Genomic DNA, 24,844 nt, shown 5'->3' on the forward strand with positions numbered 1-24,844 from the left:
TGCCGGGGCCCGATGCGGTACGCGGCCGGTGTGACTCGGTGGCGTACCGCATCGGTTCGGCTCCTAGTTCGCGAGGTCGTCGACCGTGGCCGACTCGTTGCGGGAAAGGTTGATGCCCAGGTTGGCTGCTGCCCGCTCCAGGTCCTCGTCGTCGCTGTCGGCCATCGCAATGGCAGCGCCGTCGCTGGACAGCACCTCCACGTTGAGGCAGAGGGACTGGAGTTCCTTGAGGAGCACCTTGAACGACTCGGGGATGCCGGGCTCGGGGATGTTCTCGCCCTTGACGATCGCCTCGTACACCTTCACGCGACCCACCACGTCGTCGGACTTGATGGTGAGCAGCTCCTGCAGCGTGTATGCGGCGCCGTACGCCTGCATGGCCCAGCACTCCATCTCACCGAAGCGCTGACCACCGAACTGCGCCTTACCGCCGAGCGGCTGCTGCGTGATCATCGAGTACGGACCGGTCGAACGCGCGTGGATCTTGTCGTCGACCAAGTGGTGCAGCTTGATGATGTACATGTAGCCGACCGCCACCGGGTACGGGAACGGCTCACCCGAACGACCGTCGAACAGCGTCGCCTTACCGTCGGGACCGACCATGACCTCGCCGTCGCGGTTCGGCAGCGTCGACGACAGCAGACCCGTGAGCTCCTCTTCACGAGCACCGTCGAACACCGGCGTTGCGATGTTCGAGTCGGACTCGGCGGCGAGCATCTCCTCGGGCAGGTTCTGTGCCCAGTCGGGACGTGATCCGTCGTCGGCGACCTGCACGTTCCAACCGGCCTTGCCGATCCAGCCGAGGTGAGTCTCGAGGATCTGGCCGATGTTCATACGACGCGGAACACCGTGGGTGTTCAGGATGATGTCGATGGGCGTGCCGTCGGGCAGGAACGGCATGTCCTCCTGCGGGAGGATCTTGCCGATGACGCCCTTGTTGCCGTGTCGGCCTGCGAGCTTGTCGCCGTCCTGGATCTTGCGCTTCTGCGCGACGTACACGCGGACGAGCTCGTTGACACCCGGAGGCAGATCGTCGTCGTCCTCGCGCGAGAACACGCGCACGCCGATGACCTTGCCGGTCTCACCGTGAGGAACCTTGAGCGATGTGTCGCGGACCTCGCGCGCCTTCTCACCGAAGATCGCGCGGAGCAGACGCTCCTCGGGGGTGAGCTCGGTCTCGCCCTTCGGGGTGACCTTGCCGACCAGGATGTCGCCGTCGCGAACCTCGGCACCGATACGGACGATGCCGCGCTCGTCGAGGTCGGCGAGGACCTCGTCCGAGACGTTCGGGATGTCGCGGGTGATCTCCTCGGCACCGAGCTTGGTGTCGCGGGCATCGATCTCGTGCTCCTCGATGTGGATCGAGGTCAGGACGTCCTCTTCCACGAGGCGCTGCGACAGGATGATCGCGTCCTCGTAGTTGTGGCCTTCCCACGGCATGATCGCCAGGAGCAGGTTCTTGCCCAGCGCCATCTCACCGTTCTCGGTGCAGGGTCCGTCGGCCAGGACCTGGCCGGCCTCGACACGCTGGCCTTCGTCGATGATCGGACGCTGGTTCGAGCAGGTGCCCTGGTTGGACCGGTCGAACTTGCGCAGACGGTAGGTGCGGCGGGTGCCGTCGTCGGCCATCACCGTGATGAAGTCGGCCGACACCTCCTCGACCACGCCGGGCTTCTCGGTGACGATGACGTCGCCCGCGTCCACTGCGGCACGCAGCTCCATGCCGGTACCGACGACCGGGGCCTCGCTACGGATCAGGGGAACGGCCTGACGCTGCATGTTCGCGCCCATGAGGGCGCGGTTGGCGTCGTCGTGCTCGAGGAACGGGATCATGGCCGTCGCGACGGACACCATCTGCCGCGGTGAGACGTCCATGTACTCGACGGAGTCGGCACCGACGTACTCGATCTCCGCGCCCTTCTTACGGACGAGCACGCGATCCTCGGCGAACGTGTTGTCCGCGCTGATCGGCGAGTTCGCCTGCGCGATGAGGAAGCGGTCCTCTTCGTCTGCCGTGAGGTAGTCGACCTGATCGGTGACGACACCGTCGACGACCCGGCGGTACGGAGTCTCGATGAAACCGAACGGGTTGACCCGCGCGTACACCGACAGCGAACCGATCAGGCCGATGTTCGGGCCCTCAGGGGTCTCGATCGGGCACATGCGGCCGTAATGCGACGGGTGGACGTCGCGGACCTCGAGGCCCGCGCGCTCACGCGACAGACCACCGGGGCCGAGAGCCGACAGGCGACGCTTGTGCGTCAGGCCCGACAGCGGGTTGTTCTGGTCCATGAACTGCGACAGCTGCGAAGTTCCGAAGAACTCCTTGATCGCGGCCACAACAGGACGGATGTTGATCAGGGTCTGCGGCGTGATCGCCTCGACGTCCTGGGTCGTCATGCGCTCACGAACGACGCGCTCCATGCGGGACAGGCCCACGCGGATCTGGTTCTGGATCAGCTCACCGACGGTACGCAGGCGGCGGTTACCGAAGTGGTCGATATCGTCGACCTCGACCGGAACCTCGACACCGCCCGGAGCGGTCATCCAGTTCTCACCCGCGTGCAGACGCACGAGGTACTCGATGGTCGCGACGATGTCTTCCTCGGTGAGGGTCGACGCCTCGATCGGCTGGCCGGTGTTCAGGCCCAGCTTCTTATTGATCTTGTAACGGCCCACACGCGCCAGGTCGTAGCGCTTGTCCTTGAAGAACAGGTTCTCGAGGAGCGTCTGTGCGCTCTCCTTCGTCGGCGGCTCGCCCGGACGAAGCTTGCGGTAGATGTCGAGGAGCGCCTCGTCGGTGCCTGCGGTGTTGTCCTTCTCGAGCGTGGACATCATGATCTCGGAGAAGCCGAAGCGCTCCACGATCTGCTCGGTGGACCAGCCGAGTGCCTTGAGCAGCACGGTGACGGGCTGACGGCGCTTGCGGTCGATGCGCACACCCACGGTGTCGCGCTTGTCGACGTCGAACTCGAGCCATGCACCGCGACCGGGGATGACCTTGACGCTGTGCAGGTCCTTTTCGGTGCTCTTGTCGACGGACTTGTCGAAGTACACACCGGGCGAACGCACGAGCTGCGACACAACGACACGCTCGGTGCCGTTGATGATGAAAGTGCCCTTGTCGGTCATCATCGGGAAGTCACCCATGAAGACCGTCTGGCTCTTGATCTCGCCGGTGTTGTTGTTGATGAACTCGGCCGTGACGAACAGCGGAGCCGCGTACGTCATGTCCTTGTCCTTGCACTCCTCGACGGAGGCCTTGACCTCGTCGAATCGTGGATCGGAGAAGGAAAGGGACATCGAGCCCGAGAAGTCCTCGATCGGCGAGAGCTCGGCGAGGATCTCTTCGAGACCACCGGCGACGCTGCCGTCACCACGATCAGCAGCCTTCGCGCGCCAGCGCTCCGACCCGATCAACCATTCGAAGGAATCTGTCTGTAGATCGAGGAGCCCGGGAACTTCGAGGGGTTCGCGAATTTTCGCGAACGAAACCCTCTTCGGGGCTCCGGGGATTCCGGCAACTGCCTTGGTCTGGCTAGAGACTGCCAAGATGCGTCCTTCCAGCACCTCACGCGGGTCGCTCCAACCGGTGCGACCGCCGCTGTACCTGCTTCTTCATGTGGGGCGTTTCGGCTGGTCGCAACCCGAACTGAAACCCAGCCGAAGAATCCGATGAAGTCGCTCTCGGCGAACGATTCACGGGCTCACAGGTCAGGGGGTGGACAGGAGGCAGCCAGCGCAAAGAACCAACTTACACCGAACACACGGAAATGTCCACGGGGGTGCCTCAAAGAAACCTGGAGGCGACGTTGCGGGGTCGGTATCGCACAGGCGTACCGATAGAGTGACGTCTCACGTCGTTCTCGTCAAGAGTCATCGGCCCCCGGTGTCACACCCGCAACGCGACCGCCCCGGGCGCGACGCGTCTACTGATCGCGGATCTCCGAGACCAGCCAACGGCCATCCGCCTTCTCCATCCGCACCAGCAGCGGCGCTGCCGCACTCCCCTGTGCCACTCCGTCACCGGTCGCGCTGACATTGATGTACGCAGCGACCTCGGCGTGGACCTCGTCGATCATCCGTGCGCCGATGTGCGCCACATTCACCTCCGTCACGGTGCGGGTCTGTACCGCGGCGTCCTTGGTGACCTGGGCCGTCGAGTCGAACTCCACACGGCGCTCGTCTGTGAGCAGTTCGCGTATCTCGGCGAAATCCTCGTCGATGGTCTCGAAGTTGTACCCGTGCATCGCCTCGATCGCGTGCGCAGCAGCCTCGGTCACCGCAGCCGTCTCCGCCTGGTCGACCCACGCGACATTGCTGTCGGACGCTCCGGGGCGGAAGGCTGCGACTACGGCGAGCGCGCCCAGCACGACGGCGACCAGGGCCACCGCGAGCACCGGCATCCAGCTCGAACTCGGCCGTTTCACGTCGCCGGCCGGTAGCCCGGGGCCGGAATCGAGCGCAGGGGTGAGATGCGGCCGGTCGTCGGCCGACGGCCGAGTCTCGCCTGTTCCCGCGGCAGAGGCCCCTTCAGAATCGACCGTATCGATCTCGGTCTTCTCGTCGGCGCCGTTCGACGGATCGGAACCTACCGCTCTGTCGGGCCCGTCGGTGACCGCACCGGTCGAGCCGGCCGGCTCGACCCGATCGGATTCGCTACTCGAAGAAACGGGGCCGGGGGTGACCGGACCTGCGCTCGACTCGGTCCTCGGACGGGACGCACCGGCGATCTTGGGTCGACGGCGCGGCGGCCCGGGATTGCGTCGCTGCGGTGGCACTAGGCGTTCTCCTTCGTCGGCTCGCTACTACTGTCGTTCGAGCCGTCACTGCTGGTCGAAACGTTCTTGCGGGTCACGGTGTCGCGACACCATTCGGCGCGGGAGCCTGCTCCGCGGGCGCGGATTCGGCAGGTGCAGGTTCTGCGGGTGCAGACCCCTCCGGTGCCGGCTGTGCGCCCGGAGCAGGCCCCTCCTCCATGCCGACCGAGCCGAGAGGCTCGATCGTCACCGCTTTCCAGACGTCGCCGTCCTTCGCCATCGAGGCGTTCACCGAAACCTTGTTGACCGTGAAGTACTCCGGGGTGGTCGTGCGCACCGCGAGCACGACGAGCGCTTTCGCCTGATCGTCGTCGGTGTTCAGTTCGGTCAACGACCCGAAGAGCACCTCCGCCGACATGCTGGTTCCCGTCGCAGCGACCTGATCGCGGATCTGCTGCTCCGTCGCGGCGAGATCGCCCAGCAACGCGTCTCCGGTGATCGACGAACGCATGTTGTCGAGCGACGCGTCGACATTCTGTGCATCGACACTGTTGAGGTTGATCGTCGCTTGGAAGGCGCCCGCCAGCGCGGCGTCGCGCGTGTCCGCCACCGAACGATCGACGATCAGTGCCTTCGCCCAGCCGAATCCGAACCACGCGACGGCCACAAGGGCGACCACCGCCAGCGCGCTCACTATCGAAAGGGCGACGGTTCTTGCTCTCACTCCACTAACCTACTCACTGCTCACTTCGGGGTGACTCCGAGAAGCGGCGCCAGCTGCGTCGCCACCGGATTCAGATTGAGCTTGTCGGGATCCTTCTTCGGCGTGAAATCCCACGGCTGGATGGTCGCGGGGTCGGCGAACACGATCCGGTCCGCGCTGCGTACACCCGTCACACTGCCCTGTGGTGCATCACAGGAAGCTTCCGTGTTGAACGGGAAGTCCTGGGCGTGATCGTCGAAGTTCGGGTTCTCCGCACGCATCTGCTCGATGATCTCGTACGTGCCCTCGTATCCGAGGGTGCACGACGGCGGGTTGTTCGTCTCCAGCACGATGCCCTGCCTCACCGTACCGTCGCCCGGGGCAACGGTGCCTGCGCTGGCCGCAACGGCAGGAAGGAATGCCAGCAGCGGCTGCAGTGCAATGGCCTGAGGTGCGAGGGTCTCGCCGAGCGCAGCGAGGTTGGTCAAGTCCGCGGTCAGGCCCGGTCCCGAATCCGCGATCAGCCGGCCCAGCTCTTCGCTCGCAGACGTACCGGTCTCGATGAGTCGGCGGATGTCGGGGTCGCTGTCGCGCAGCTGCGCGGTGATCAGGTCGAGATCGGAGCTGAACTGCTCGATTGCGGACGACTGCTCGGACTGGGTGTCGAGCACGGTCCTGCTGTCGCGGATCAACGTGACCGTCTGCGGCAGGTATTCGACACCCGAGTCACTGAGCTGTGCGAGCGAATCGACGAGCACCTGCAGTTCGTCGCCGCGGCCGTCGAACGCGTCGCCGAGTTCGGTGACCACCGTGTGCAGTGCATCCGTCGGCACCGACCGGGTCAGTTCGTTGGTGCTCACAAGCAGGTCTTCGACAGGCACCGGAAGGTCGTCGGCAGTCGACTCGATGATCGAACCGTCGACGAGATAAGGACCTTCGTCGGTGGGCGGCCGCAGATCGACGTACTGCTCGCCGATCGCCGACCGGTTCGCGACCACGGCCTGAGCCGATGCAGGGATCTCCGGCCCTCCGTCGTCGAGTTTCAGTTCGACGTCGATGCCGTCGCTGGTCAGCGAAAGGTCGCCCACCCTGCCGACCGGCACGCCTCGGTAGGTGACTTCTGCGTTCTTGAATACACCGCCCGAGCTGGGGAATCGGGCGTTGACGGTGTACTGGCCGAAACCCATGAGATTGTCCAGCCGGACGTAACGGGCCCCCACGAACACCACGCCGAGCAGCGCGATGACGACGAATGCCACGAGCTGAATCCTCACCAGTCGTGATCTCATCGGCCACCCCCGATTCCGAGCTGATCCATCAAGCCTTCGAGCGGGTTGGGCGGCGGGGCCGGTGCGGGCGCGCGGCTCCCGCCGGCCTCACCGATACCGGGAATTTCGACGCCCTCCGGCAGCGCGACACCTTCGGGAAGGGTCAGGAGATCGGGCAACGTCGGGGTCGGCAGTACCGGCAGCAAGGACACTGTCGGCCATCCCACGTGCGGCCCGTTTCCGTTGTAGTAGGGATTGGACGGGTCGACGACCGGCTTCGGGTTTCCGAATTTCGGCTGCCGGTAGACCGGCTCGCCCTGGCCCACGCCGAGCGAGGCGAGTGCGTCGCCGATCTGCAGGTCGACGATGAGGAACAGGTTCATCGAACCGCCGACGATGATGTCTTCGACACTGTCCGGGAACGGCACCGTCGGAACGAACGACAGGGACTGTACGAGGTCGTCGCCCGACGCGGCGAGTGCCTGAAGGGTCGGACGCAGAGCGAGCAGGTCGGCAATGAGATCGTCCTTGGACTGATCGAGGATGTCCGTCCCGACCGTTCCGAGCCGATCGAGCTGGACCAGGAGTTGCGTGAGTTCCGGCCGCTGCTGTTCGAGCACCTCGGTCGCCACCGGCAGGTCGTCGAGAATCGCCGCGACCTGATCGTTCTGCACGGCGACCCGCTCGGACAACGCATCGAGACCATCGATCGCGCGGGTGATGTCGTTTCGCTGCTGTTCGAGTCCGGTGATCAGGGATTCGGCTTCCTCGATGAGGCTGCGCGTCGTGCCCTCCCGACCGTCGAATGCCGTCGACAACTCTTCGATGACCGGGGCGAGCTGCCCGACACCACCACCGTTGAGCAACAGCGACAGTGCTCCGAGCACCGGTTCGATCTCGGTCGCATGCCGTGTCCGTTCGAGGGGAATGGTGGCGCCGTCGACGAGCTCACCCGTCGCCGGCTCGTCCGACGGAGGCGCGAGCTGCACGAACTTCTCGCCCAGCAGACTGCTCTGTTCGACAACCGCGAACGTGTTCGCGGGCAGGTCGGCTGCAGAGTTGAGAACGATCTCGACCTCGGCGGTCCATCCCTCCCCTGCCACGTCGATCGACTCGACGCGGCCCATCGGCACGCCGTCGACCTTGACGGTCGACTGCGGCACCAAGTCGAGGACGTCGTCGAATTCGATGCTGACCCGGATCGGCTCGTCGCCGAGATCGGCCCCGCCCGGCAGCGGAACGTCGTAGATGCCGCCACAGCCCGAGACCGTCACCGCGACAACACATGCCCCCACCCCGACGACCGTCGAACGCGGCAGGCTCGTCCATCCATGGGCCACCGAGCGCCTCACAGGCCGCCTCCCTCTCCGCTGACGTCCAGCCGAGGCGACACGACTCCCGGCACCGTGCCCGGGACGACCTGCCGCTGAATGTTCTCACCGCTCATGATTCCGAACGGCAGAATCAGATCCGGCGACCTCGTGTCCTCGGTGATCTGTCCCATGATGTCGCCGCAGCGGTCGATCAGGGGCTGCATCTGCCGTCCGAGCGCTTCGAATTCGGGATCGCCGGGCATCAACTGGCCCACGTCGATGAGCTTGCAGAGGACCGCTGCCGGATCCTCCAGGTCGGGCAGGACGAGGCGCGAGGACAACGACCCCGATTCCGCGTCGTACGAATTGACGAGGTTGCTCACCGCGAGCGGAAGCAGCGTCAAGGAGTTCACCAGTGACTGACGATTGTTCGCGAGGTTCTCGGTGACAGGAACCAGCGCGTCGACATTGTCTTTGACCGCCTCCTGGTTGTCGCGCACGAACGTCGTGACGTCCCCGAGCGTCATGGAAAGCTGCTCCAGCGCTTCTCCGAGGTTCTGGCGTTCCCCGGCGAGAAAGCCGGAAAGGTCGGCGAGCTGGGTATTGAACTGCCGTACCTGCTGGTCGTTGGCGGCGAGCGCACTGACGAAGACCTGGAGGTTCTCGATGGTTCCGAAGAGGTCTCCGCGCGACTCGTTGAGTGTGCGAGCGGCAGCGGACAATTCGTCGATGCTCTGGCCGAGAGCCGCACCGTTTCCTTCGAGGTTCTCGGCACCGACCTCGACGAATTCGGTCAGCGCACCGTCGGCGTTCGCGCCCTCCGGCCCGAGCGCCCGCGCCAGTTCGTCGATGCTCGCGTACAACTCATCGACCTCGACAGGGGTAGCCGTTCGTTCCCGGTCGATGACGGCGCCGTCGCTCATCGTCTCACCACCGGAGTAGGCGGGGGTGAGCTGAACGTAGCGATCGGCGACGACGGACGGGGTGATCTGCACTGCCCTGGCGTCGGCCGGGATGTCCACCCCACGATTGACGCGCATGTCGACCTTGACGACCTCTCCCTGAGGTTCGACCGAGGTGACGCTGCCGACCTCGACACCGAGGACCCGGACGTCGGATCCCTCGTAGATGCCGACGGCCTTGTCGAAATAGGCAGTGACAGTAGTCGTTCCAGCGCGGGTGAACACCCACCACAGGGCGCCCGCGACCACGAGTACCACAGCCACTGCGAGCGCGATGAACGCAATGCGTCGACGACCGGCCTGGTTCGGGGAGTCGGCGTTGTCTGCGTGTGCCATCAGTTCCCCCCTCCCAGGGTGCGACCCGGCTCGCGGTATCCCGGAATCTCGGGCAGACCGGGCGGCGTGAGATTCACGACCACCTGGTCGAACCAGCGCCCGTTGCCGACGACGTTGGCATACAGACGCACGAACGGCTCATACAGCTTCATGGCCCTGTCGAGGTTGTCGTTGTTGTCCTGCAGGATCTGGACGACTCCACGCAGGTTTTCCAGGGCGGGACCGATCTGTTCCTGGTTTTCGACCACGAGGGCCGAGAGTTCCGTCGAGAGCCGCTTGGTCCCGTCGAGCAGCTGCGAGATCGCCTGCTGACGGTTGTTGAGCTCGGTGATCAGCAGGGCTCCGTCGCTGAGCAGACGATTGAACTCGGTGTTCCGGTCGGCGAGAATCTGCGACACGTTGCCCGTGGCTTCGAGCAGCCGCTTGAGTTCCTTGTCGCGGCTCGCGATCGTCTCCGACAGCCTGCTCACACCGTCGAGTGACGCGCGAATGTCGTCGGGAGTCTCGGAGAATGCGCCGGCCAGCGTCTCGAAACTCGTTGCAAGCTGGTCGGAGTCGATGTCGCCGAGCGTCGTGGCCGCAGACGAGAACGCCTCGATCACGTCGTACGGCGAGACCGTGCGGTCGAGCGGAATCCGATCGTCCGGGTCGAGGACCTCGGCGCCACTCGGATTCAACGCGAGATACTTCTGCCCCAGGATCGTCTTGATCTGGATCGATGCCGAGGTATTGTCTCCCACCCACGCGTCCTGAACCCGGAAGGACACGACGACGCGATCCCCTTCGAGTTCGACGGCACTGACCGTGCCCACCTTGACGCCCGCGATGCGCACCTCGTTGGTGGGCTTGAGTCCGGCTGCCTCGCTGAACTCGGCCTTGTAGGTCGCTCCGGCTCCGATGATCGGCAACGAATCGAGGAAGAATGCGGACAGTGTCGCCAGCAGAATCACGACGATGCCCAGGGCACCGGCGGCTGCCGGACTGCGGCGTTTGCTCATCGTCCCTGCAACTCCTGCATCCCCTCCTGCGTGCATCGCTGCGCCGCATTCGTATAGATGGGCTGGTTCACGGTGGGTAGCCCTGTGGGGAGATTCAGGTACGGCACCGAACCGGGCCCAGCGATGATGTCGATACCGCACAGGTAGAACTGGAACCACGACCCATAGCTGGCGACACGGCCGAGCTTCTCGAGCTTGACGGGCAGGTTGGCGAGCACATCGTTCACCTCACCGCTGTTCGCGTTGAGGTTGCCGGTCAGCTCGTTCAGGGCGGTGATCGACTGGGTGACCGACGAGCGTGTCGGCTCCAGCACGTCCGCCACCGCATCGGTCAGGCCCGCGAGGGACTGCACCGACGAACCCACCGTGTCGCGATCAGCGGCCAGCCCACTGACGAGTGCCTGTGTATTCACCAGGAGCGAGTCGAGTTGTTCGTCCCGCTCGTCGATCGTGGTGAGGACGGTGTTCAGGTTGTCGATCACGGCACCGATCACCGCGTCCTTGTCGGCGATCGTGTTCGTCAGACTTGCAGTGCTGCGCACGAGATCGTCGATGGTTCCTGCTTCGCCTTGGAATACCTGGATGATCTGGAACGACAGTTTGTTGACGTCGTCGGCGCTGAGCGTCTGGAACAGTGGACGGAATCCGTCGAACAATGTGGTGAGGTTGACGGCAGGCCGCGTCCGTTCGATGGGAATGGTCTCCCCTTCGGTCATGCGCTGCCCCTGGTCGCCCTCGCCTTGTCCCAGCGCGATGTATCGCTGGCCGACCAGATTGCGGAAACGCAGAGCTGCGGTCGATGTCGCGGGAAGCCAGTCGCGTTGATCGAGGGAGAACGTCACGCGGGCCTCACGTTCGTTCACGATCGCGATCTCGTTCACCTGCCCGACCTTCACACCGGCGATGCGCACATCGTCGCCCTCGTTGAGTGAGGTGACGTCGGAGAACACGGCGTGGAACTTCGTTCCTCCGGCCCCTCCGACGCTCGCGATGGTGGCTGCAAGGACACCGGTCGCGAAGATGGTGACCACGGCGAACACGATCAGTTTGGTCAGCGGTGCAGCAAGACCTCTCACTGGAAGCTCACCTCCGCGCCGCGGAGTGCAGGAGCGCCCAGCCGCGTCGTCCACGCCGGGACATCCTGCGGTGCAATACCGGTGGCCTGGCCGTAGATCACGTCGAGGGTGTCCTGCTCGGCACGTGAACCTTCGTACGAGACCGGGGTCGCGGAGTCCGAACCCGAAAGTCCGATGATGGTGCTCACGTCGTCGGGCACCCCCGAGCCTTCGGGGGCCGGGAACATCGGGATCGACGCGGGTCCCGGATTACGGGAGGGAACCTGATAGGAACCGTCGTTGATCGAGCCGCCTGGATACTGCGGGAAAAATCTACCCGGCTCCGTCACCTGGTCGTAGCAGGCCGGACCGCGGGTGTCGAGCAGACGCGGTTCGTCCTGGTTGGGCAGGTAACGACCCTTGGGATTGGTGAACTGGATGTTCGCGCGCGCGGCGGGGAACGGGTCGTCGGCGGCAAGCAGTTCCACCGCGGCGGGCTTTGCTTCGGCGAAGCCCCGGAACGTGCACTGGAACGACGGCGAGTACCGAGCGAGCAACTGCAATGCTTCTTTCGAATCCGCGGAGATACTGATCAGGGAGTTCGCATTGGTCTGGAGGAAATCTGCGGTCGATGCGGACGCGCCGGTCGCGGTGGCAAGCAGGGTCTGGATCTGGTTCTGCTCCTCGACGATCGTCGCGCCGGTGGTCCGGAGGTTGTCGAGCGCGTTGATGAGGTCCGGGGCTGCCTCGGAGTAGGTCTGTGTGAAATCGGCGAGGCCGCGCAGGTCTTCCTGCAGCGTAGGTAGTTCCACGTTGACCTCTCGGAATATCCGCTCGAGGTTGTCGACCGTCCGGCCGAGGGTCTCGCCTCGTCCGCTCAACCCCTGCGCGAGTGCGCCCAGTGTGTTCGCCAGATCCTGCGGGGGGATCGCCTGCAGGAGGGGCAGCAGGCCGTCGAGCACCTCCCCCAGCTCGGCGGTCTTCTCGCTCGTGTCCTGTACCAGGACGTCGCCTGCCTGCAGCGCACGTCCGGGATCGGCCGGGATCATCAGAGAGATGTAGCGCTCCCCGAAGAGCGTCTTGGGTAGCAGCTGCCCGGTCGCGTTGGCCGGAATGAGCTCGGCTTTCTCGGGCTCGATCGCGAGGTGTGCGGTGACCTGATCACCCTCGGCGCTTGTCGAGCGCACCTCTCCCACGATCACACCGCGCACCTTGACGTCGGCGTTCTTGGGCAGGGCGTTGCCGACGCTGTCCGTGATGAGCTCGACCTCGACGACCTTCTTGAACGTCTTGTTGTACAGCGCGATCGTGCCTGCGATGAACAGCGCCAAGACGAGGAAGAACACCAATCCGAGTGTGCGCCGACGAAAAACCGAGGTGTCGCTCATCCGGCCACCCTCACCGTCGTGCTCGTGCCCCAGATAGCAAGACTGAGGAAGAAATCGAGAACCGCGATCGTGACGATTGCGGTCCGTACCGCACGCCCCACGGCCACGCCGACTCCTGCGGGGCCTCCACTCGCGTGGAATCCGTAATAGCAATGGATGAGGATCAGCACGAACGCGAACACCAGGACCTTGGCGAACGAATACAGCACGTCCTCCGGCGGCAGGAACAAATTGAAGTAGTGGTCGTACGACCCCGGAGACTGCCCGTTGAACAGGGTGCTGATCACTCGCGTCATCAGATACGCGGCGAGCAGACCGACGATGTACAGCGGGATGACAGCAACGAAACCGGCGATCATCCTGGTGGTCACGAGAAACGGCACTGACGGAACCGCCATCACTTCGAGGGCGTCGATTTCCTCACTGATCCGCATCGCGCCGAGCTGGGCAGTGAAACCGCAACCCACGGTGGCGGACAATGCGAGGGCCGCGACGATCGGCGCAAGCTCACGAGTGTTGACGTAGGCGGACAGGAAGCCGGTGAGTACCGAGGACCCCAGCTGTTCGAGTGCCGCGTAGCCCTGCAGACCCACGACGACGCCGGTGAACCCGGACATCATCGCGATCACGCCGATGGTCCCGCCGATCACAGCGAGCGCACCGCTGCCGAAGGTGACCTCGGCGAGAAGCCGTAGCACCTCCTTGCGGTAGTGCGTGATGGTGCGGGGAATCCATCCGACCGCCCGTGCGTAGAACGACATCTGCTCGCCCGCGCGGTCGAGCATGTTCAGGGGTGCGCGCAGCACTTTCCGGCCACGGATCAGTACGAGATCTCCGCGCCCTTTGGCGATTGTCATCGCTTCACGACCCCTTCGCCGGAACGACCTGCAGATACACCATCGTCAGGATCAGATTTGCAAAGAACAGCAACAGGAACGTGATGACGACGGTCTGGTTCACCGCCTCGCCCACGCCCTTCGGGCCGGGACCCGGATTCAGTCCCTTGTACGACGCGACGACACCGGCGATGATGCCGAAGACCGCAGCTTTGAGTTCCGCCACGTAGAGGTCGGGAAGCTGCGCCAGGGCAGAGAACGACGCGAGGTACGCCCCCGGAGTTCCGTCCTGGAGGATGACGTTGAAGAAGTACCCGCCCGCGATACCGACGACCGAAACCAGTCCGTTGAGGAGCAGAGCTACCAGCACCATCGCGAGCACGCGCGGCACCACCAGTCGCTGTATCGGATCGATGCCCAGCACCCTCATCGCGTCGATCTCTTCACGGATGGTTCGTGATCCGAGGTCTGCGGTGACCGCGGAACCTGCCGCACCCGCGATCAGCAATGCCGTCACGATCGGGCTGCCCTGCTGGATCACCGCGAGAACACTGGCGGCGCCGGTGAACGACTCCGCGCCGAGCTGCTTGATCAGCGACCCGGTCTGCAGCGACACAACAGCACCGAACGGGATCGCCACCAACGCGGTGGGGAGGATCGTGACGCTGGCGATGAACCAGGCCTGTTCGATGAATTCCCGGAACTGGAACGGACGCCGGAAGGTGTTGCGAACAACGTCGACGAACAGCTCGAAGATGTTTCCGGCTTGGGTGAGCGCGCCGTGCACGGGGCGCACGAGCGAGGTACTTCCCCCCATCTATTCTCCTACTTAAGGCCGTGAGGCTGGTCGTATCCCTGGGATGAGTACGCGGGGATCACCTGAGTGTCGTCGTCTCTGTAGTCATGCTCGGGGTAGGCCACCCCCGTGCTCTCTTCCTCGAGCGATTCCACGATCGCAGCCTGGGCCGCGGGCGGGAGCGTGTGCAGGATCTGACGGACTCGATCCTGGCGTCGGTGCACCGCCTGACGCACCGGCATACCGGGCGTCGCCTGCATCTGCGGAATGATGCCTTCCACGTCCTCGACACCGCCTGCGTGGTGCCCGGCGTCCACGAGTGCCTGCTCGTGCGCCATCTGCGCTTCGTCCTTCTCTTCGGACATACCGATCGGACCGATCATCGTGCCGTTGAGGAACTGCTTGACCACCGGTTCATCGGATGTGAGCAGCACCTCGCGCGGACCGAACATCACCAGCTGCCTGCGGAACAACATCCCGATGTTGTCCGGCACCGTACGAGCCAGGTTGATGTTGTGCGACACGATCAGAATCGTGGCATCGATCTCCGCATTGATATCGATCAGAGTCTGCGAGATGTAGGTCGTGCGCACCGGATCGAGACCCGAGTCCGGCTCGTCCACCAGAATGATCTCCGGATCGAGCACCAGCGCGCGGGCCAGGCCTGCGCGCTTGCGCATGCCGCCGGAGATCTCACCGGGAAGCTTGTCCTCCGCACCGAGCAGACCCACGAGTTCGAGCTTGCTCATCACGATCTTGCGGATATCCGACTCGGACTTCTTGGTGTGCTCACGCAGCGGGAAGGCCACGTTGTCGTACAGGTTCATCGACCCGAACAGAGCGCCGTCCTGGAACAGCACCCCGAACAGCTTCCGGATCTCGTACAGATCCTTGCTCGAGCACTGCAGGATGTCGGTGCCGTCGATGACGATCGAACCCTGTTCGGGTCGCAACAGACCGATCAGTGACTTGAGGAACACCGACTTACCCGTACCGGACGGACCGAGCAGGGCACTGACTTCACCGGCGGGAAGCGTCAGCGATACGTCCTGCCAGATCCGCTGCGAGCCGAAGGACTTGGTCAATCCCTCGACAGAAACCTCTACACCCACGATTACCTCCACACTGTTTCGACGCCATCCACCCCTGTGGGTTGGGCCACTCTATCGCATCGAAGTGGTAACTGTGACAGTGAATACTACTCGTGAGTAAGTTGGCAAATCAATGCCACTTACATAGGCAGACTTATCCGATGACCTGCACAGATGCACAGTGGGTACGGTATTCGGAAATCGAGCGCGATGTGCCGTAACACGCGCGCGATTCCGAATAGGAGAAGATTCGCCACGCACCACAAAAAAGCCGCCCCCACGGATTCGAGATCCATGGGGGCGGCTTCGATGTGCGCGCCACTACGCGCGGGAAAATCCCGCGCGAGTGTGGTGAACCGTCTTACTTGACGGAAACCTTGGCGCCGGCCTCTTCGAGCTTGGCCTTGGCAGCATCGGCAGCGTCCTTGGCGACCTTCTCGAGGATCGGCTTCGGAGCACCCTCGACGAGGTCCTTGGCTTCCTTGAGGCCCAGGCCGGAGACGAGCTCGCGCACGACCTTGATGACCTGGATCTTCTTCTCGCCGGCACCTTCGAGGATGACGTCGAACTCGTCCTGCTCGGACTCGGCCTCAGCAGCAGCGGCCGGCGCACCGGCGGCAGCGACGGCAACCGGAGCAGCAGCGGTGACCTCGAAGGTCTCCTCGAACGCCTTCACGAACTCCGAGAGCTCGAGCAGGGTCAGTTCCTTGAACGCGTCGAGCAGCTCTTCGGTGGTGAGCTTCGCCATGGTGGCGGTCCTTCCTGATAAGTCCCATGTCGCTGATCCGCGACCGATTGGGAGGGTGCATGCCGGGGCATGCCTGGATGTATCTGTTTTCGCGGTGATGCAGATTCGCGGTGATGCGGATCAGCGTCAGGCGGCTTCTTCTGCCGCCTTCTTCTCCTGCAGGGCGGCCGCAAGGCGAGCCACCTGGGAAGCGGGAGCATTGAACAGGCCTGCAGCCTTTGCCAAGTTGCCCTTCATCGCACCGGCGAGCTTGGCCAACAGCACCTCGCGGGACTCGAGGTCCGCGATCTTGTTGACCTGGTCCACGGACAGCACGTCGCCGTCCATGTACCCGCCCTTGATGACGAGTGCCTTGTTGTCCTTCGCGAACGCCTTGATGGCCTTCGCAGCGTCCACCGGCTCGCCCTTGACGAACGCGATGGCGGTCGGACCGACGAACAGGTCGTCGAGACCCTCGACGCCCGCCTCAGCGGCGGCACGCTTGACCAGGGTGTTCTTGGCGACGGAGTAGGTCGCACCCTCTCCGAGCGCGCGACGCAGCTCGGTCAGACTTCCCACCGACAGGCCACGGTATTCCGTGACCACAGCGGCCGTCGAGGTCTTGAACTGCTCGGTGATCTCCTCAACTGCGGAGACCTTCTCGGGCTTTGCCATACTTCGCCTCCTCTCAGTTTCAGTCGTTTTCCCGGCGTCCCGAACGGGACGTCCCACCTGCGACAGGCGTTGGGCCGAGAAACGACGAACGCCCCGGCGCAGGGCACACGGGGCGTAAAGGAGAAGGCGGTGGAATTCGGCTCCGGCCCGAAGGCTCGACGCAGATTCTCTCGCACTCCCTAACCTCGTCCTCCTGCGTGGGCCGCCGGACAAATCCGGACCTTCAACCGATTCCATATACGGAAAAGGTGACCAACGGTCTTGGGTAGAACATGATCGGGGTGAAGATCGGCACAATGCCGAACTACGATGTAAAGAATAGCGGACGGCAGGGCCGGAATGCAAAACGGTCGGCACGGAGAAACTCCGTGCCGACCGCTCGTTGCGTTCGCAGAACGTCCGAAGGTGCTACCGCAGCCTATTCGGCAACTTCGAGGAGGTTACGGGTACGCGCCGGATCCACCGGGATGCCCGGTCCGGTGGACGTCGCGACAGTGACCTTCTTGATGTAGCGGCCCTTCGCACTCGACGGCTTCGCACGAAGCACCTCGTCGAGAGCAGCAGCGTAGTTCTCGACCAGCTTGGTCTCGCCGAACGACGCCTTACCGATCACGAAATGCAGGTTCGAGTTCTTGTCGACGCGGAAGTTGATCTTGCCGCCCTTGATATCCGTGACGGCCTTCGCAACGTCCGGGGTGACCGTACCGGTCTTCGGGTTCGGCATCAGACCGCGCGGGCCGAGCACACGAGCGATGCGGCCGACCTTGGCCATCTGGTCCGGGGTCGCGATGGCGGCGTCGAAGTCCGTCCATCCGCCCTGGATCCGCTCGATCAGATCCTCGGCACCGACAACATCCGCGCCGGCAGCCTCGGCCTCTGCGGCCTTCTCACCGACAGCGAAGACGACGACGCGAGCGGTCTTGCCCGTGCCGTGCGGCAGGTTCACCGTGCCGCGGACCATCTGGTCCGCCTTGCGCGGATCCACACCGAGGCGCATCGCGACCTCGACCGTGGCGTCGTAGTTCTTGGACGACGTCTCCTGCACCAGCTTCGCCGCATCGAGCGGGCTGTAGAGCGTGTCCGGGTTGATCTTCTCGGCGGCGGCGAGGTAAGCCTTGCTGCGCTTTGCCATGTTGATTCCTAACTTCTCACCGGTGGGTGAATGTTTCGGGAGTGGTGCGGGCCTGGCCGGCCCTCCCACGCTTGCTTGCTGAGTCGACTCGGCGGGCGACGCCGCCAGGGTCAGCCCTCGACGGTGATACCCATCGAGCGTGCCGTGCCCGCGATGATCTTCGCGGCGGCCTCGACGTCGTTCGCGTTGAGGTCTTCCTGCTTGGTCTTCGCGATCTCGCGCACCTGATCCATGGTCACCTTGGCAACCTTGGTCTTGTGCGGCTCGCCGGAGCCCTTCTGCACACCGGCAGCCTTGAGCAGCAGCTTGGCGGCAGGAGGAGTCTTCAGCTTGAAATCGAACGACCGGTCTTCGTAGACCGTGATCTCGACGGGCACCACATTGCCGCGCTGCGACTCGGTCGCTGCGTTGTAGGCCTTGCAGAACTCCATGATGTTGACGCCGTGCTGACCCAGCGCGGGACCGACCGGCGGGGCCGGATTGGCCTGGCCGGCCTGGATCTGGAGCTTGATGAGCCCGGCGATCTTCTTCTTCTTGGGGGGCATCTCTATTCCTAGTTTCTTGCTCGGTGTGGTTCTTGCGTATTCCTACTGCAAGCTTTCGTGTGTCGAGACGATCAGCTGATCAGAGCTTCGAGACCTGCGTGAAAGACAATTCCACGGGAGTCTCGCGACCGAAGATCGACACCAGGACCTTGAGCTTCTGCTGCTCGGCGTTGACCTCGCTGATCGACGCGGGCAATGTCGCGAACGGACCGTCCATGACGGTGACCGACTCACCGACCTCGAAGTCGACCTCGATCGCCGGCTTGCCTGCGGCTGCAGGCGCCTGCTCGCCTGCAGCGGGTGCACCTGCGGCGGGCTTCTTCTTCTCCTGCTGCGGAAGGAGGAACTTCACGACCTCCTTGATCGTCAGCGGCGACGGCCGAGACGTCGCACCGACGAAACCGGTGACGCCGGGCGTGTTGCGCACGGCGCCCCACGATTCGTCGTTCAGCTCCATACGCACCAGGATGTAGCCGGGCAGCACCTTGCGGTTGACCTGCTTACGCTGACCGTTCTTGATCTCGGTGACCTCTTCGGTGGGCACCTCGACCTGGAAGATGTACTCGCTCAGGTCGAGGTTCAGCACTCGGGTCTCGAGATTTGTCTTCACCTTGTTCTCGTAGCCGGCGTACGAGTGGATGACATACCAGTCGCCCGGCTCGAGACGCAGCTGCTTCTCGAGCGCTGCCGCAGGATCGACATCGTCGGCGGTCTCAGCGGCGACCGCAGCGTCCGCCTCCACCAACTCTTCGGTCTCGGGGTCGTCGACGACCGCCTGGTCGGCAACTGCCTCGTCGACGACTGCCTCGTCGACAACGACCTCGTCCGAAACGCGCTCGTCGTCCGAGGGCTCGTAGGAGTCGTTCTCGGGGGTGCTCACCGGGGCACTTTCCTCTCGTCGATCACAATTTGCCGGCGCGCGTACGCGCTAGCCGAACAACCAGTTGACGCCCTGGGCGAACGCCAGGTCCAATCCGAAGATGAACGCAGTCATGACGGTCACGAACGCAATGACGACGAGCGTGTAGGTCGTCAGCTGTTTGCGATTCGGCCAGATCACCTTGCGAAGTTCCGCGATGACCTCGCGGAAGAATCGACGCAGGCGCTTGAAGATGTTTTCGGACTTCTGCGCAGCGGGCCGGTCGGCCGATTTGGCAACGGACCGGCGGGCACGTGAGCCCTCTACGTCGGCAGAAACCGATGTCTGCGCGGCGCCGGAACGGCGAATTGCGCGCTTACCACTCGGACGCGGGACCGAGGAGGAAGCGTCGGGGGTTGCGCCGGTTTCCGTTCCAGCGTCACCGGGTGCAAACCCTCCGGTGCCGCCGTCGCGCCTACCGCGCTCCTCGCTCACATCGTTCCTCTCGATCGCTGGGCAGTCCGGGTGCAGGGGCGACAGGACTTGAACCTGCAACCTGCGGTTTTGGAGACCGCTGCTCTGCCAATTGAGCTACGCCCCTTTGGCCGACCATGAGTGTCGAAACCTCGACACCTCGCAGATCGGCCGATCTGCGACCACATGACACGCGCGCCACCCCACCGGTACATCACAAGTACCGAAGAGCAGCGCGCTGCGCTATGCGATCCCAGAAGCCCTAGTGTACTTCATTGCCCCGGGACTACCCAATCCGCAAGGCCGTCAGGCCAGGCGGACCGTTGCAGTGGCTCGCCCGAAGATCTTACGCCCTTCGGACTTCGCCACGATCGCGACCACTGCTGTCTTGCTGACCGGGTCCACCGACTTGACCTTGCCGGTGAACTCGATTGCGGCGGCCTGATCGGCCTCCACGAACACCGGGCTCGTGAAACGAACATTGTATTCGTTCACGGCACCCGGATCGCCGAGCCAGTCGGTGACGAAGCCGGCGGCGATGCCCATGGAGAGCATGCCGTGTCCGACCACGTTGCGCAAACCGGCAAGTTCGGCAACCTTGTCGCTCCAGTGGATCGGGTTGGGATCACCCGAGACACCGGCGTAATTGACCAGGTTTCCACGCGTGAGCGTCACGACACGCGAAGGAAGTTCCTCGCCCGCCGTCACGTCATCGAAGCTACGGAGCGTCATGCATCATCACATCCTTGACAGCCTCCGCGATGTTCGCGTCGACCTCACCGCCCGTGCGGCCGACAAGCGTGGTCCACGTGGTGAGCACGAGATTGTCGTACTGATCGGTGATGACGTTCTTCGTGGTGATGATGTCGCTGCCTGCCACCTGACGGAAGTCGTCGAGGTACACGTCACAGAACAGTCGATCGCCGACCTGGATCGGGCGGTGGAAGACCAACCGCTGATCGGTCTGCATGATCTGACTGAGGTCGTATCCGGTGACGATCTCCTCGAACAGCTTGCGCTGGGCAATCATCCCGATGATCGACACGAAGGTCAGCGGCGCGATCAGGCCGTCGTATCCGAGACCTTTGGCAGCTTCTTCGCTGTGATGCGCGGGGTGAGTATCGAGCACGGCGCGGGCGTATTCACGGACCTTCTCGCGGCCGACTTCGTAGAAGTCGTCGACGCGGTAATGGTGCCCGACCATGGACGCGGCGTGAGCCGCAGCATCGAACGGGATCCCGGCCCGTTCGGTCACGTCCACGGGTTGCTCATTCATGAGAGTGCCAGTCATACGCAAAACCTCCGCAATTCCGCTCAACGCCTAACGGCGTGGGCGGCACTGCGGAGAGCTCACGCGTCGACGTCGATCCCGAACAGACTACTTCGACTCGCGATGCGCCTGATGGGTGCCGCAGTTCGGGCAGAACTTCTTCAGCTCGAGGCGGTCGGGATCGTTACGACGGTTCTTCTTCGTGATGTAATTGCGGTGCTTGCACACCTCGCAGGCCAGGGTGATCTTCGGCCGAACGTCGGTGGAGGAGGCCACGGGATGCCTTCTTTCGCGTAAATCTGATCGCTTCGGATCAGGGTGGTTCGTTCTACTTCGGTAGCGGTGACCGGACTTGAACCGGCGACGCAACGATTATGAGTCGTTTGCTCTACCAACTGAGCTACACCGCCTCGGTGTCGAGTGTCGCATGTATCGGCGTCACTCCAATCCAGCGAGCCCCCTGACGGAATCGAACCGTCGACCTTTTCCTTACCATGGAAACGCTCTGCCGACTGAGCTAAGGGGGCGCGGCCACCGTGAGCATCTCTGCTCCCTGCGGCCTCCAAAAGATTACACACACTCGCCGTGAGTACAAAATCGGCAGGTCGGTGCACGTAAACGTCCTACGGACACCACGAGAGCGCTACCGGTGCCCGCACGGCGAACCATCCGGGCGAACGGTCCGTCGACGAGCACTTGCCGATAACCCCGGAGTCCGCCACCTACAGCAGTACCTGAAAATGCGGCAGTACCTGTAAATGCAGAACAACCCCGGTTCGAGGAACCGGGGTTGTTCTGTGTGGCAGATGTAGGATTCGAACCTACGTAGGCATACGCCGACGGATTTACAGTCCGCTCCCATTGGCCGCTCGGGCAATCTGCCGGGTGCGATCGGGATTGCTCCTCGATGCGTTTGGAAGAATACAACGCAGACCCCCCTCAATTGCAAACCGGGTGGTGACGGGGTTGCGCGAAGCGATAACGTCGGCTGCACAAGACCCCTACCGACCGATCCGAAGTGGAGATTCTCAACGTGGCTGATTCGTCGTTCGATGTGGTGAGCAAAGTCGATCGCCAGGAGGTGGACAACGCCCTCAACCAGGCAGCGAAGGAGATCGCGAACCGCTTCGACTTCCGCAACACCGGCGCCTCCATCGGATGGGCAGGCGAGGAGTCCATCACGATCACCGCCGACACGGAAGACCGCGTCCTCGCAGCACTCGATGTGTTCAAGGAGAAACTGATCCGGCGCGATCTCTCTCTCAAAGCCTTCGACGCAGGTGAACCGGCCCAGTCCGGAAAGACCTACAAACTCACCGGTTCACTCGTGGAGGGCATCTCCCAGGAGAACGCGAAGAAGATCTCCAAGCTGATCCGCGACGAAGGCCCGAAGGGCGTCAAGGCCCAGATCCAAGGCGACGAACTGCGAGTGAGCAGCAAAAAGCGCGACGACCTCCAGTCGGTGATCTCACTGCTGAAGAACGCAGATCTCGATATCGCATTACAGTTCGTCAACTACCGCTGAGAACGACGCGGACCGACCCCATTTCCGTCCCCACACCGGACGCGCGGGCGCCTTCTGTGAGCTCGAAGAAGGCACCCGCGCTGTGCCTGCAGGCTCAGAGCGGACCCGCCATGCGTTCGAGCCGAGCGATCCGATCGGCCATGGGCGGGTGAGTCGAGAACAGCCGGCCCATCTTCTCGCCGGCCCGGAACGGGTTCGCAATCATCATGTGCGACTGGGCCGCCAATTTGGGTTCCGGTGGCAGCGGTGCGGCCTGGGTGCCGCGTTCGAGCTTACGCAGGGCCGAGGCCAGCGCCAGCGGGTCGCCGGTGAGCTCGGCCCCCGATTGGTCGGCCTGATACTCGCGTGAACGCGAGACGGCGAGTTTGACGACGGTCGCCGCGATCGGGCCCAGCAGCGACACCAGCAACAACGCGAGGGGGTTCGCACCACCCCCACGGTTGCCGCCGAACGCACTCGCGAAGAACGCGAAGTTCGCCAGTCCCGAGATCACCGCGGCCATCGCACCTGCGACCGACGAGATCAAGATGTCGCGGTTGTACACATGCGACAGCTCGTGACCGAGAACAGCGCGGAGTTCGCGTTCGTCGAGAATCTGCAGGATGCCCGATGTACAGCACACCGCGGCATTGCGGGGGTTTCGTCCGGTCGCGAACGCGTTGGGTGCGTTGGTCGGACTGATGTACAGCCGTGGCATGGGCTGGTGCGCGGTCGTCGCGAGTTCGCGCACGATGCGGTAGATCTGCGGTGCCTGTACCTCGGTGATCGGCTGAGCGTGCATCGCCCGCAGTGCGAGCTTGTCGCTGTTGAAGTACGCGTAGGCGTTCATACCGACGGCCATCACAACCGAGATCACCAGGATGGTCGTGTTCTGGAACAGCGCACCGATGAACACGATCAGCGCGGACATCCCGATCAGCAGCCCTGCCGTCTTCAGGCGGTTGGCATTTCCGTGCACGTCACGCCTCTCCCCGGAGATCGCTCGTGTCGGACAACGCTTCCGCTGCCCGACCCGGCGACATCTGTCCCATCTACCTGCCCGTGCAACGGACGAGCGAACCCGGAGGTTCCCGGTGACTACCCGACGCGAGCGACCGTGAAATCGACCAGGCGACGTAGTGCCTCGTTGGCAGGTCCCTGCGGTAGCGCATCGAGCTCGGCGTGCGCCTGATCGACGTAGGTCTGCAAGGTCTTCTTGGCGGCATCCATCCCCGGCGACCGCCCGAGCAGCTCGAGCGCTTCCGCGATCATTGCCTCGTCCTCGAGGGGACCGACGAGAAGTTCTCGAAGACGATCGGCATCGGGTCCCTCGTCCTTCAGTGCATACAGCACAGGCAGGGTGTGGACACCCTCGCGCAGGTCGGTGCCGGGCGTCTTACCCGAGTCCGTGGTATCCGACGCGATGTCGATGATGTCGTCGACGATCTGGAATGCGACGCCCACCGCGTCACCGAGACGCTCGAGCCGCTCGATCTGCTCGTCGTCGGCACCCGAGAACGTGCCTCCGAACCGGCCGGCAGCGGCGATCAACGATCCGGTCTTCTCCCACACCACCCGCAGATAGTGCTCGATCGGGTCCTTCTGCTCGCTCGCACCGATGGTTTCGCGCATCTGACCGGTGACCAACTCGGCGAACGTCTTCGCGATGACCTCCACCGCTGACGGCCCGAGTGTGGAGGTGAGCCGGGACGCGTGGGCGAACAGATAGTCGCCGGCGAGAATTGCCACGCTGTTGCCCCATCGCATGTTCGCACTGGGAGCTCCGCGCCGGACGGTCGCTTCGTCCATCACGTCGTCGTGATAGAGCGTGGCGAGATGGACAAGCTCCACCACAGTCGCGGCCGTCACGATCGACGGGTCGTTCGGCTTCGGCCCCAACTGCCCCGTGAGCAACGCGAACAGCGGCCGGAACCGCTTCCCTCCGGCTTTCGCGAGATGCAGCGCCGCTTCGGTCAGGAAATCTTCACCGTCGGACAGTTCTTCGACCATCAACGTCTCGACCGCGGCCAACCCGTCCCGCACGTTCTCGGCCAGGACCGGGTCGCCGAGTTCCACACCTGCGACCATGGTGTTCGACACCGTGCCGGCGGCCGGCGCCGTCCCCTCAGTGCTCACAGAAGTACCCATCCTG

24 protein-coding genes and 4 tRNA genes are annotated in these 24,844 nt (G+C 63.9%); 1 reads left to right on the forward strand and 27 read right to left on the reverse strand.

Features of this window, described 5'->3' with window-relative positions:
* Window positions 1-63: 63 nt before the first annotated feature.
* The 25 genes from rpoB to ACSYG9_RS02435 all read right to left on the reverse strand — a co-directional run bounded on the left by rpoB (window position 64) and on the right by ACSYG9_RS02435 (window position 22,071).
* Window positions 64-3,570 (reverse strand): DNA-directed RNA polymerase subunit beta, encoded by a 3,507-nt coding sequence (gene rpoB / locus ACSYG9_RS02315; protein ID WP_440125630.1) that lies wholly within the window; start codon window positions 3,568-3,570, stop codon window positions 64-66.
* 359 nt (window positions 3,571-3,929) lie between these two features.
* Entirely contained in the window at window positions 3,930-4,781 is an 852-nt protein-coding gene (locus ACSYG9_RS02320; RefSeq protein WP_454841028.1) for a hypothetical protein, read from the reverse strand.
* A gap of 73 nt (window positions 4,782-4,854) precedes the next feature.
* Window positions 4,855-5,457, reverse strand: a complete 603-nt coding sequence (locus tag ACSYG9_RS02325) for a hypothetical protein (RefSeq protein ID WP_454842841.1) — start codon at window positions 5,455-5,457, stop codon at window positions 4,855-4,857.
* A 47-nt stretch (window positions 5,458-5,504) separates the two neighbouring features.
* Window positions 5,505-6,752 carry an MCE family protein gene (locus ACSYG9_RS02330; RefSeq protein WP_440125632.1) on the reverse strand — a complete coding sequence of 416 codons (1,248 nt, stop codon included), beginning with the start codon at window positions 6,750-6,752 and terminating at the stop codon, window positions 5,505-5,507.
* Window positions 6,749-8,050, reverse strand: a complete 1,302-nt coding sequence (locus tag ACSYG9_RS02335) for an MCE family protein (RefSeq protein WP_440127505.1) — start codon at window positions 8,048-8,050, stop codon at window positions 6,749-6,751. The genes ACSYG9_RS02330 and ACSYG9_RS02335 overlap by 4 nt, the downstream gene beginning before the upstream one ends.
* 29 nt (window positions 8,051-8,079) lie before the next feature.
* Entirely contained in the window at window positions 8,080-9,342 is a 1,263-nt protein-coding gene (locus ACSYG9_RS02340; RefSeq protein WP_454841030.1) for an MCE family protein, read from the reverse strand.
* Window positions 9,342-10,340: an MCE family protein gene (locus tag ACSYG9_RS02345; RefSeq protein ID WP_440125634.1), complete on the reverse strand. Its 999-nt coding sequence runs from the start codon at window positions 10,338-10,340 to the stop codon at window positions 9,342-9,344. Before ACSYG9_RS02345 ends, ACSYG9_RS02340 begins: the two co-directional genes overlap by 1 nt.
* The gene (locus ACSYG9_RS02350; protein ID WP_440125635.1) at window positions 10,337-11,416 is read right to left on the reverse strand and encodes an MCE family protein; all 1,080 of its coding nucleotides are present in this window, start codon (window positions 11,414-11,416) and stop codon (window positions 10,337-10,339) included. The genes ACSYG9_RS02345 and ACSYG9_RS02350 overlap by 4 nt, the downstream gene beginning before the upstream one ends.
* Window positions 11,413-12,783, reverse strand: coding sequence for an MCE family protein (locus ACSYG9_RS02355; protein ID WP_440125636.1), 1,371 nt, complete (start codon window positions 12,781-12,783; stop codon window positions 11,413-11,415). Before ACSYG9_RS02355 ends, ACSYG9_RS02350 begins: the two co-directional genes overlap by 4 nt.
* Window positions 12,780-13,640 carry an ABC transporter permease gene (locus tag ACSYG9_RS02360; protein ID WP_440125637.1) on the reverse strand — a complete coding sequence of 287 codons (861 nt, stop codon included), beginning with the start codon at window positions 13,638-13,640 and terminating at the stop codon, window positions 12,780-12,782. The genes ACSYG9_RS02355 and ACSYG9_RS02360 overlap by 4 nt, the downstream gene beginning before the upstream one ends.
* A 4-nt stretch (window positions 13,641-13,644) precedes the next feature.
* Window positions 13,645-14,436 (reverse strand): ABC transporter permease, encoded by a 792-nt coding sequence (locus ACSYG9_RS02365; RefSeq protein WP_440125638.1) that lies wholly within the window; start codon window positions 14,434-14,436, stop codon window positions 13,645-13,647.
* A gap of 8 nt (window positions 14,437-14,444) precedes the next feature.
* Entirely contained in the window at window positions 14,445-15,530 is a 1,086-nt protein-coding gene (locus tag ACSYG9_RS02370) for an ABC transporter ATP-binding protein (protein ID WP_454842843.1), read from the reverse strand.
* Between the two features lie 337 nt (window positions 15,531-15,867).
* Window positions 15,868-16,254, reverse strand: coding sequence for a 50S ribosomal protein L7/L12 (rplL, locus tag ACSYG9_RS02375; protein WP_169689996.1), 387 nt, complete (start codon window positions 16,252-16,254; stop codon window positions 15,868-15,870).
* A 126-nt stretch (window positions 16,255-16,380) separates the two neighbouring features.
* Window positions 16,381-16,908, reverse strand: a complete 528-nt coding sequence (gene rplJ, locus ACSYG9_RS02380) for a 50S ribosomal protein L10 (RefSeq protein WP_169689997.1) — start codon at window positions 16,906-16,908, stop codon at window positions 16,381-16,383.
* Between the two features lie 418 nt (window positions 16,909-17,326).
* Window positions 17,327-18,040: a 50S ribosomal protein L1 gene (gene rplA, locus ACSYG9_RS02385; protein ID WP_440125639.1), complete on the reverse strand. Its 714-nt coding sequence runs from the start codon at window positions 18,038-18,040 to the stop codon at window positions 17,327-17,329.
* A gap of 110 nt (window positions 18,041-18,150) precedes the next feature.
* On the reverse strand, window positions 18,151-18,585 hold the full coding sequence (rplK, locus tag ACSYG9_RS02390) for a 50S ribosomal protein L11 (RefSeq protein WP_003937618.1): 435 nt from the start codon (window positions 18,583-18,585) through the stop codon (window positions 18,151-18,153).
* 79 nt (window positions 18,586-18,664) lie between these two features.
* Window positions 18,665-19,465 carry a transcription termination/antitermination protein NusG gene (gene nusG, locus ACSYG9_RS02395; protein ID WP_440125640.1) on the reverse strand — a complete coding sequence of 267 codons (801 nt, stop codon included), beginning with the start codon at window positions 19,463-19,465 and terminating at the stop codon, window positions 18,665-18,667.
* A 48-nt stretch (window positions 19,466-19,513) separates the two neighbouring features.
* Window positions 19,514-19,939: a preprotein translocase subunit SecE gene (gene secE / locus ACSYG9_RS02400; RefSeq protein ID WP_454841032.1), complete on the reverse strand. Its 426-nt coding sequence runs from the start codon at window positions 19,937-19,939 to the stop codon at window positions 19,514-19,516.
* Between the two features lie 33 nt (window positions 19,940-19,972).
* Window positions 19,973-20,045, reverse strand: a tRNA-Trp gene (locus ACSYG9_RS02405).
* A gap of 179 nt (window positions 20,046-20,224) precedes the next feature.
* Window positions 20,225-20,650, reverse strand: coding sequence for a (3R)-hydroxyacyl-ACP dehydratase subunit HadB (gene hadB, locus ACSYG9_RS02410; protein WP_454841034.1), 426 nt, complete (start codon window positions 20,648-20,650; stop codon window positions 20,225-20,227).
* On the reverse strand, window positions 20,637-21,209 hold the full coding sequence (gene hadA / locus ACSYG9_RS02415) for a (3R)-hydroxyacyl-ACP dehydratase subunit HadA (protein WP_440125643.1): 573 nt from the start codon (window positions 21,207-21,209) through the stop codon (window positions 20,637-20,639). Before hadA ends, hadB begins: the two co-directional genes overlap by 14 nt.
* Before the next feature lie 87 nt (window positions 21,210-21,296).
* Window positions 21,297-21,464, reverse strand: coding sequence for a 50S ribosomal protein L33 (gene rpmG, locus ACSYG9_RS02420; RefSeq protein WP_031937658.1), 168 nt, complete (start codon window positions 21,462-21,464; stop codon window positions 21,297-21,299).
* 61 nt (window positions 21,465-21,525) lie between these two features.
* Window positions 21,526-21,598, reverse strand: a tRNA-Met gene (locus tag ACSYG9_RS02425).
* Between the two features lie 44 nt (window positions 21,599-21,642).
* Window positions 21,643-21,715, reverse strand: a tRNA-Thr gene (locus ACSYG9_RS02430).
* Between the two features lie 273 nt (window positions 21,716-21,988).
* Window positions 21,989-22,071 (reverse strand) — tRNA-Tyr (locus ACSYG9_RS02435).
* A gap of 150 nt (window positions 22,072-22,221) precedes the next feature.
* Between ACSYG9_RS02435 and ACSYG9_RS02440 the strand changes: the two genes are divergently transcribed.
* Window positions 22,222-22,713: a YajQ family cyclic di-GMP-binding protein gene (locus ACSYG9_RS02440; RefSeq protein WP_440125644.1), complete on the forward strand. Its 492-nt coding sequence runs from the start codon at window positions 22,222-22,224 to the stop codon at window positions 22,711-22,713.
* Window positions 22,714-22,807: 94 nt separating this feature from the next.
* On the opposite strand, the gene htpX is transcribed toward ACSYG9_RS02440, so the two are convergent.
* Window positions 22,808-23,623: a zinc metalloprotease HtpX gene (gene htpX, locus ACSYG9_RS02445; RefSeq protein WP_240959921.1), complete on the reverse strand. Its 816-nt coding sequence runs from the start codon at window positions 23,621-23,623 to the stop codon at window positions 22,808-22,810.
* Between the two features lie 167 nt (window positions 23,624-23,790).
* Window positions 23,791-24,840, reverse strand: a complete 1,050-nt coding sequence (locus ACSYG9_RS02450) for a polyprenyl synthetase family protein (RefSeq protein WP_440125645.1) — start codon at window positions 24,838-24,840, stop codon at window positions 23,791-23,793.
* Window positions 24,841-24,844: the final 4 nt, after the last annotated feature.

The sequence above is a fragment of the Rhodococcus sp. SJ-2 genome, assembly GCF_053750035.1.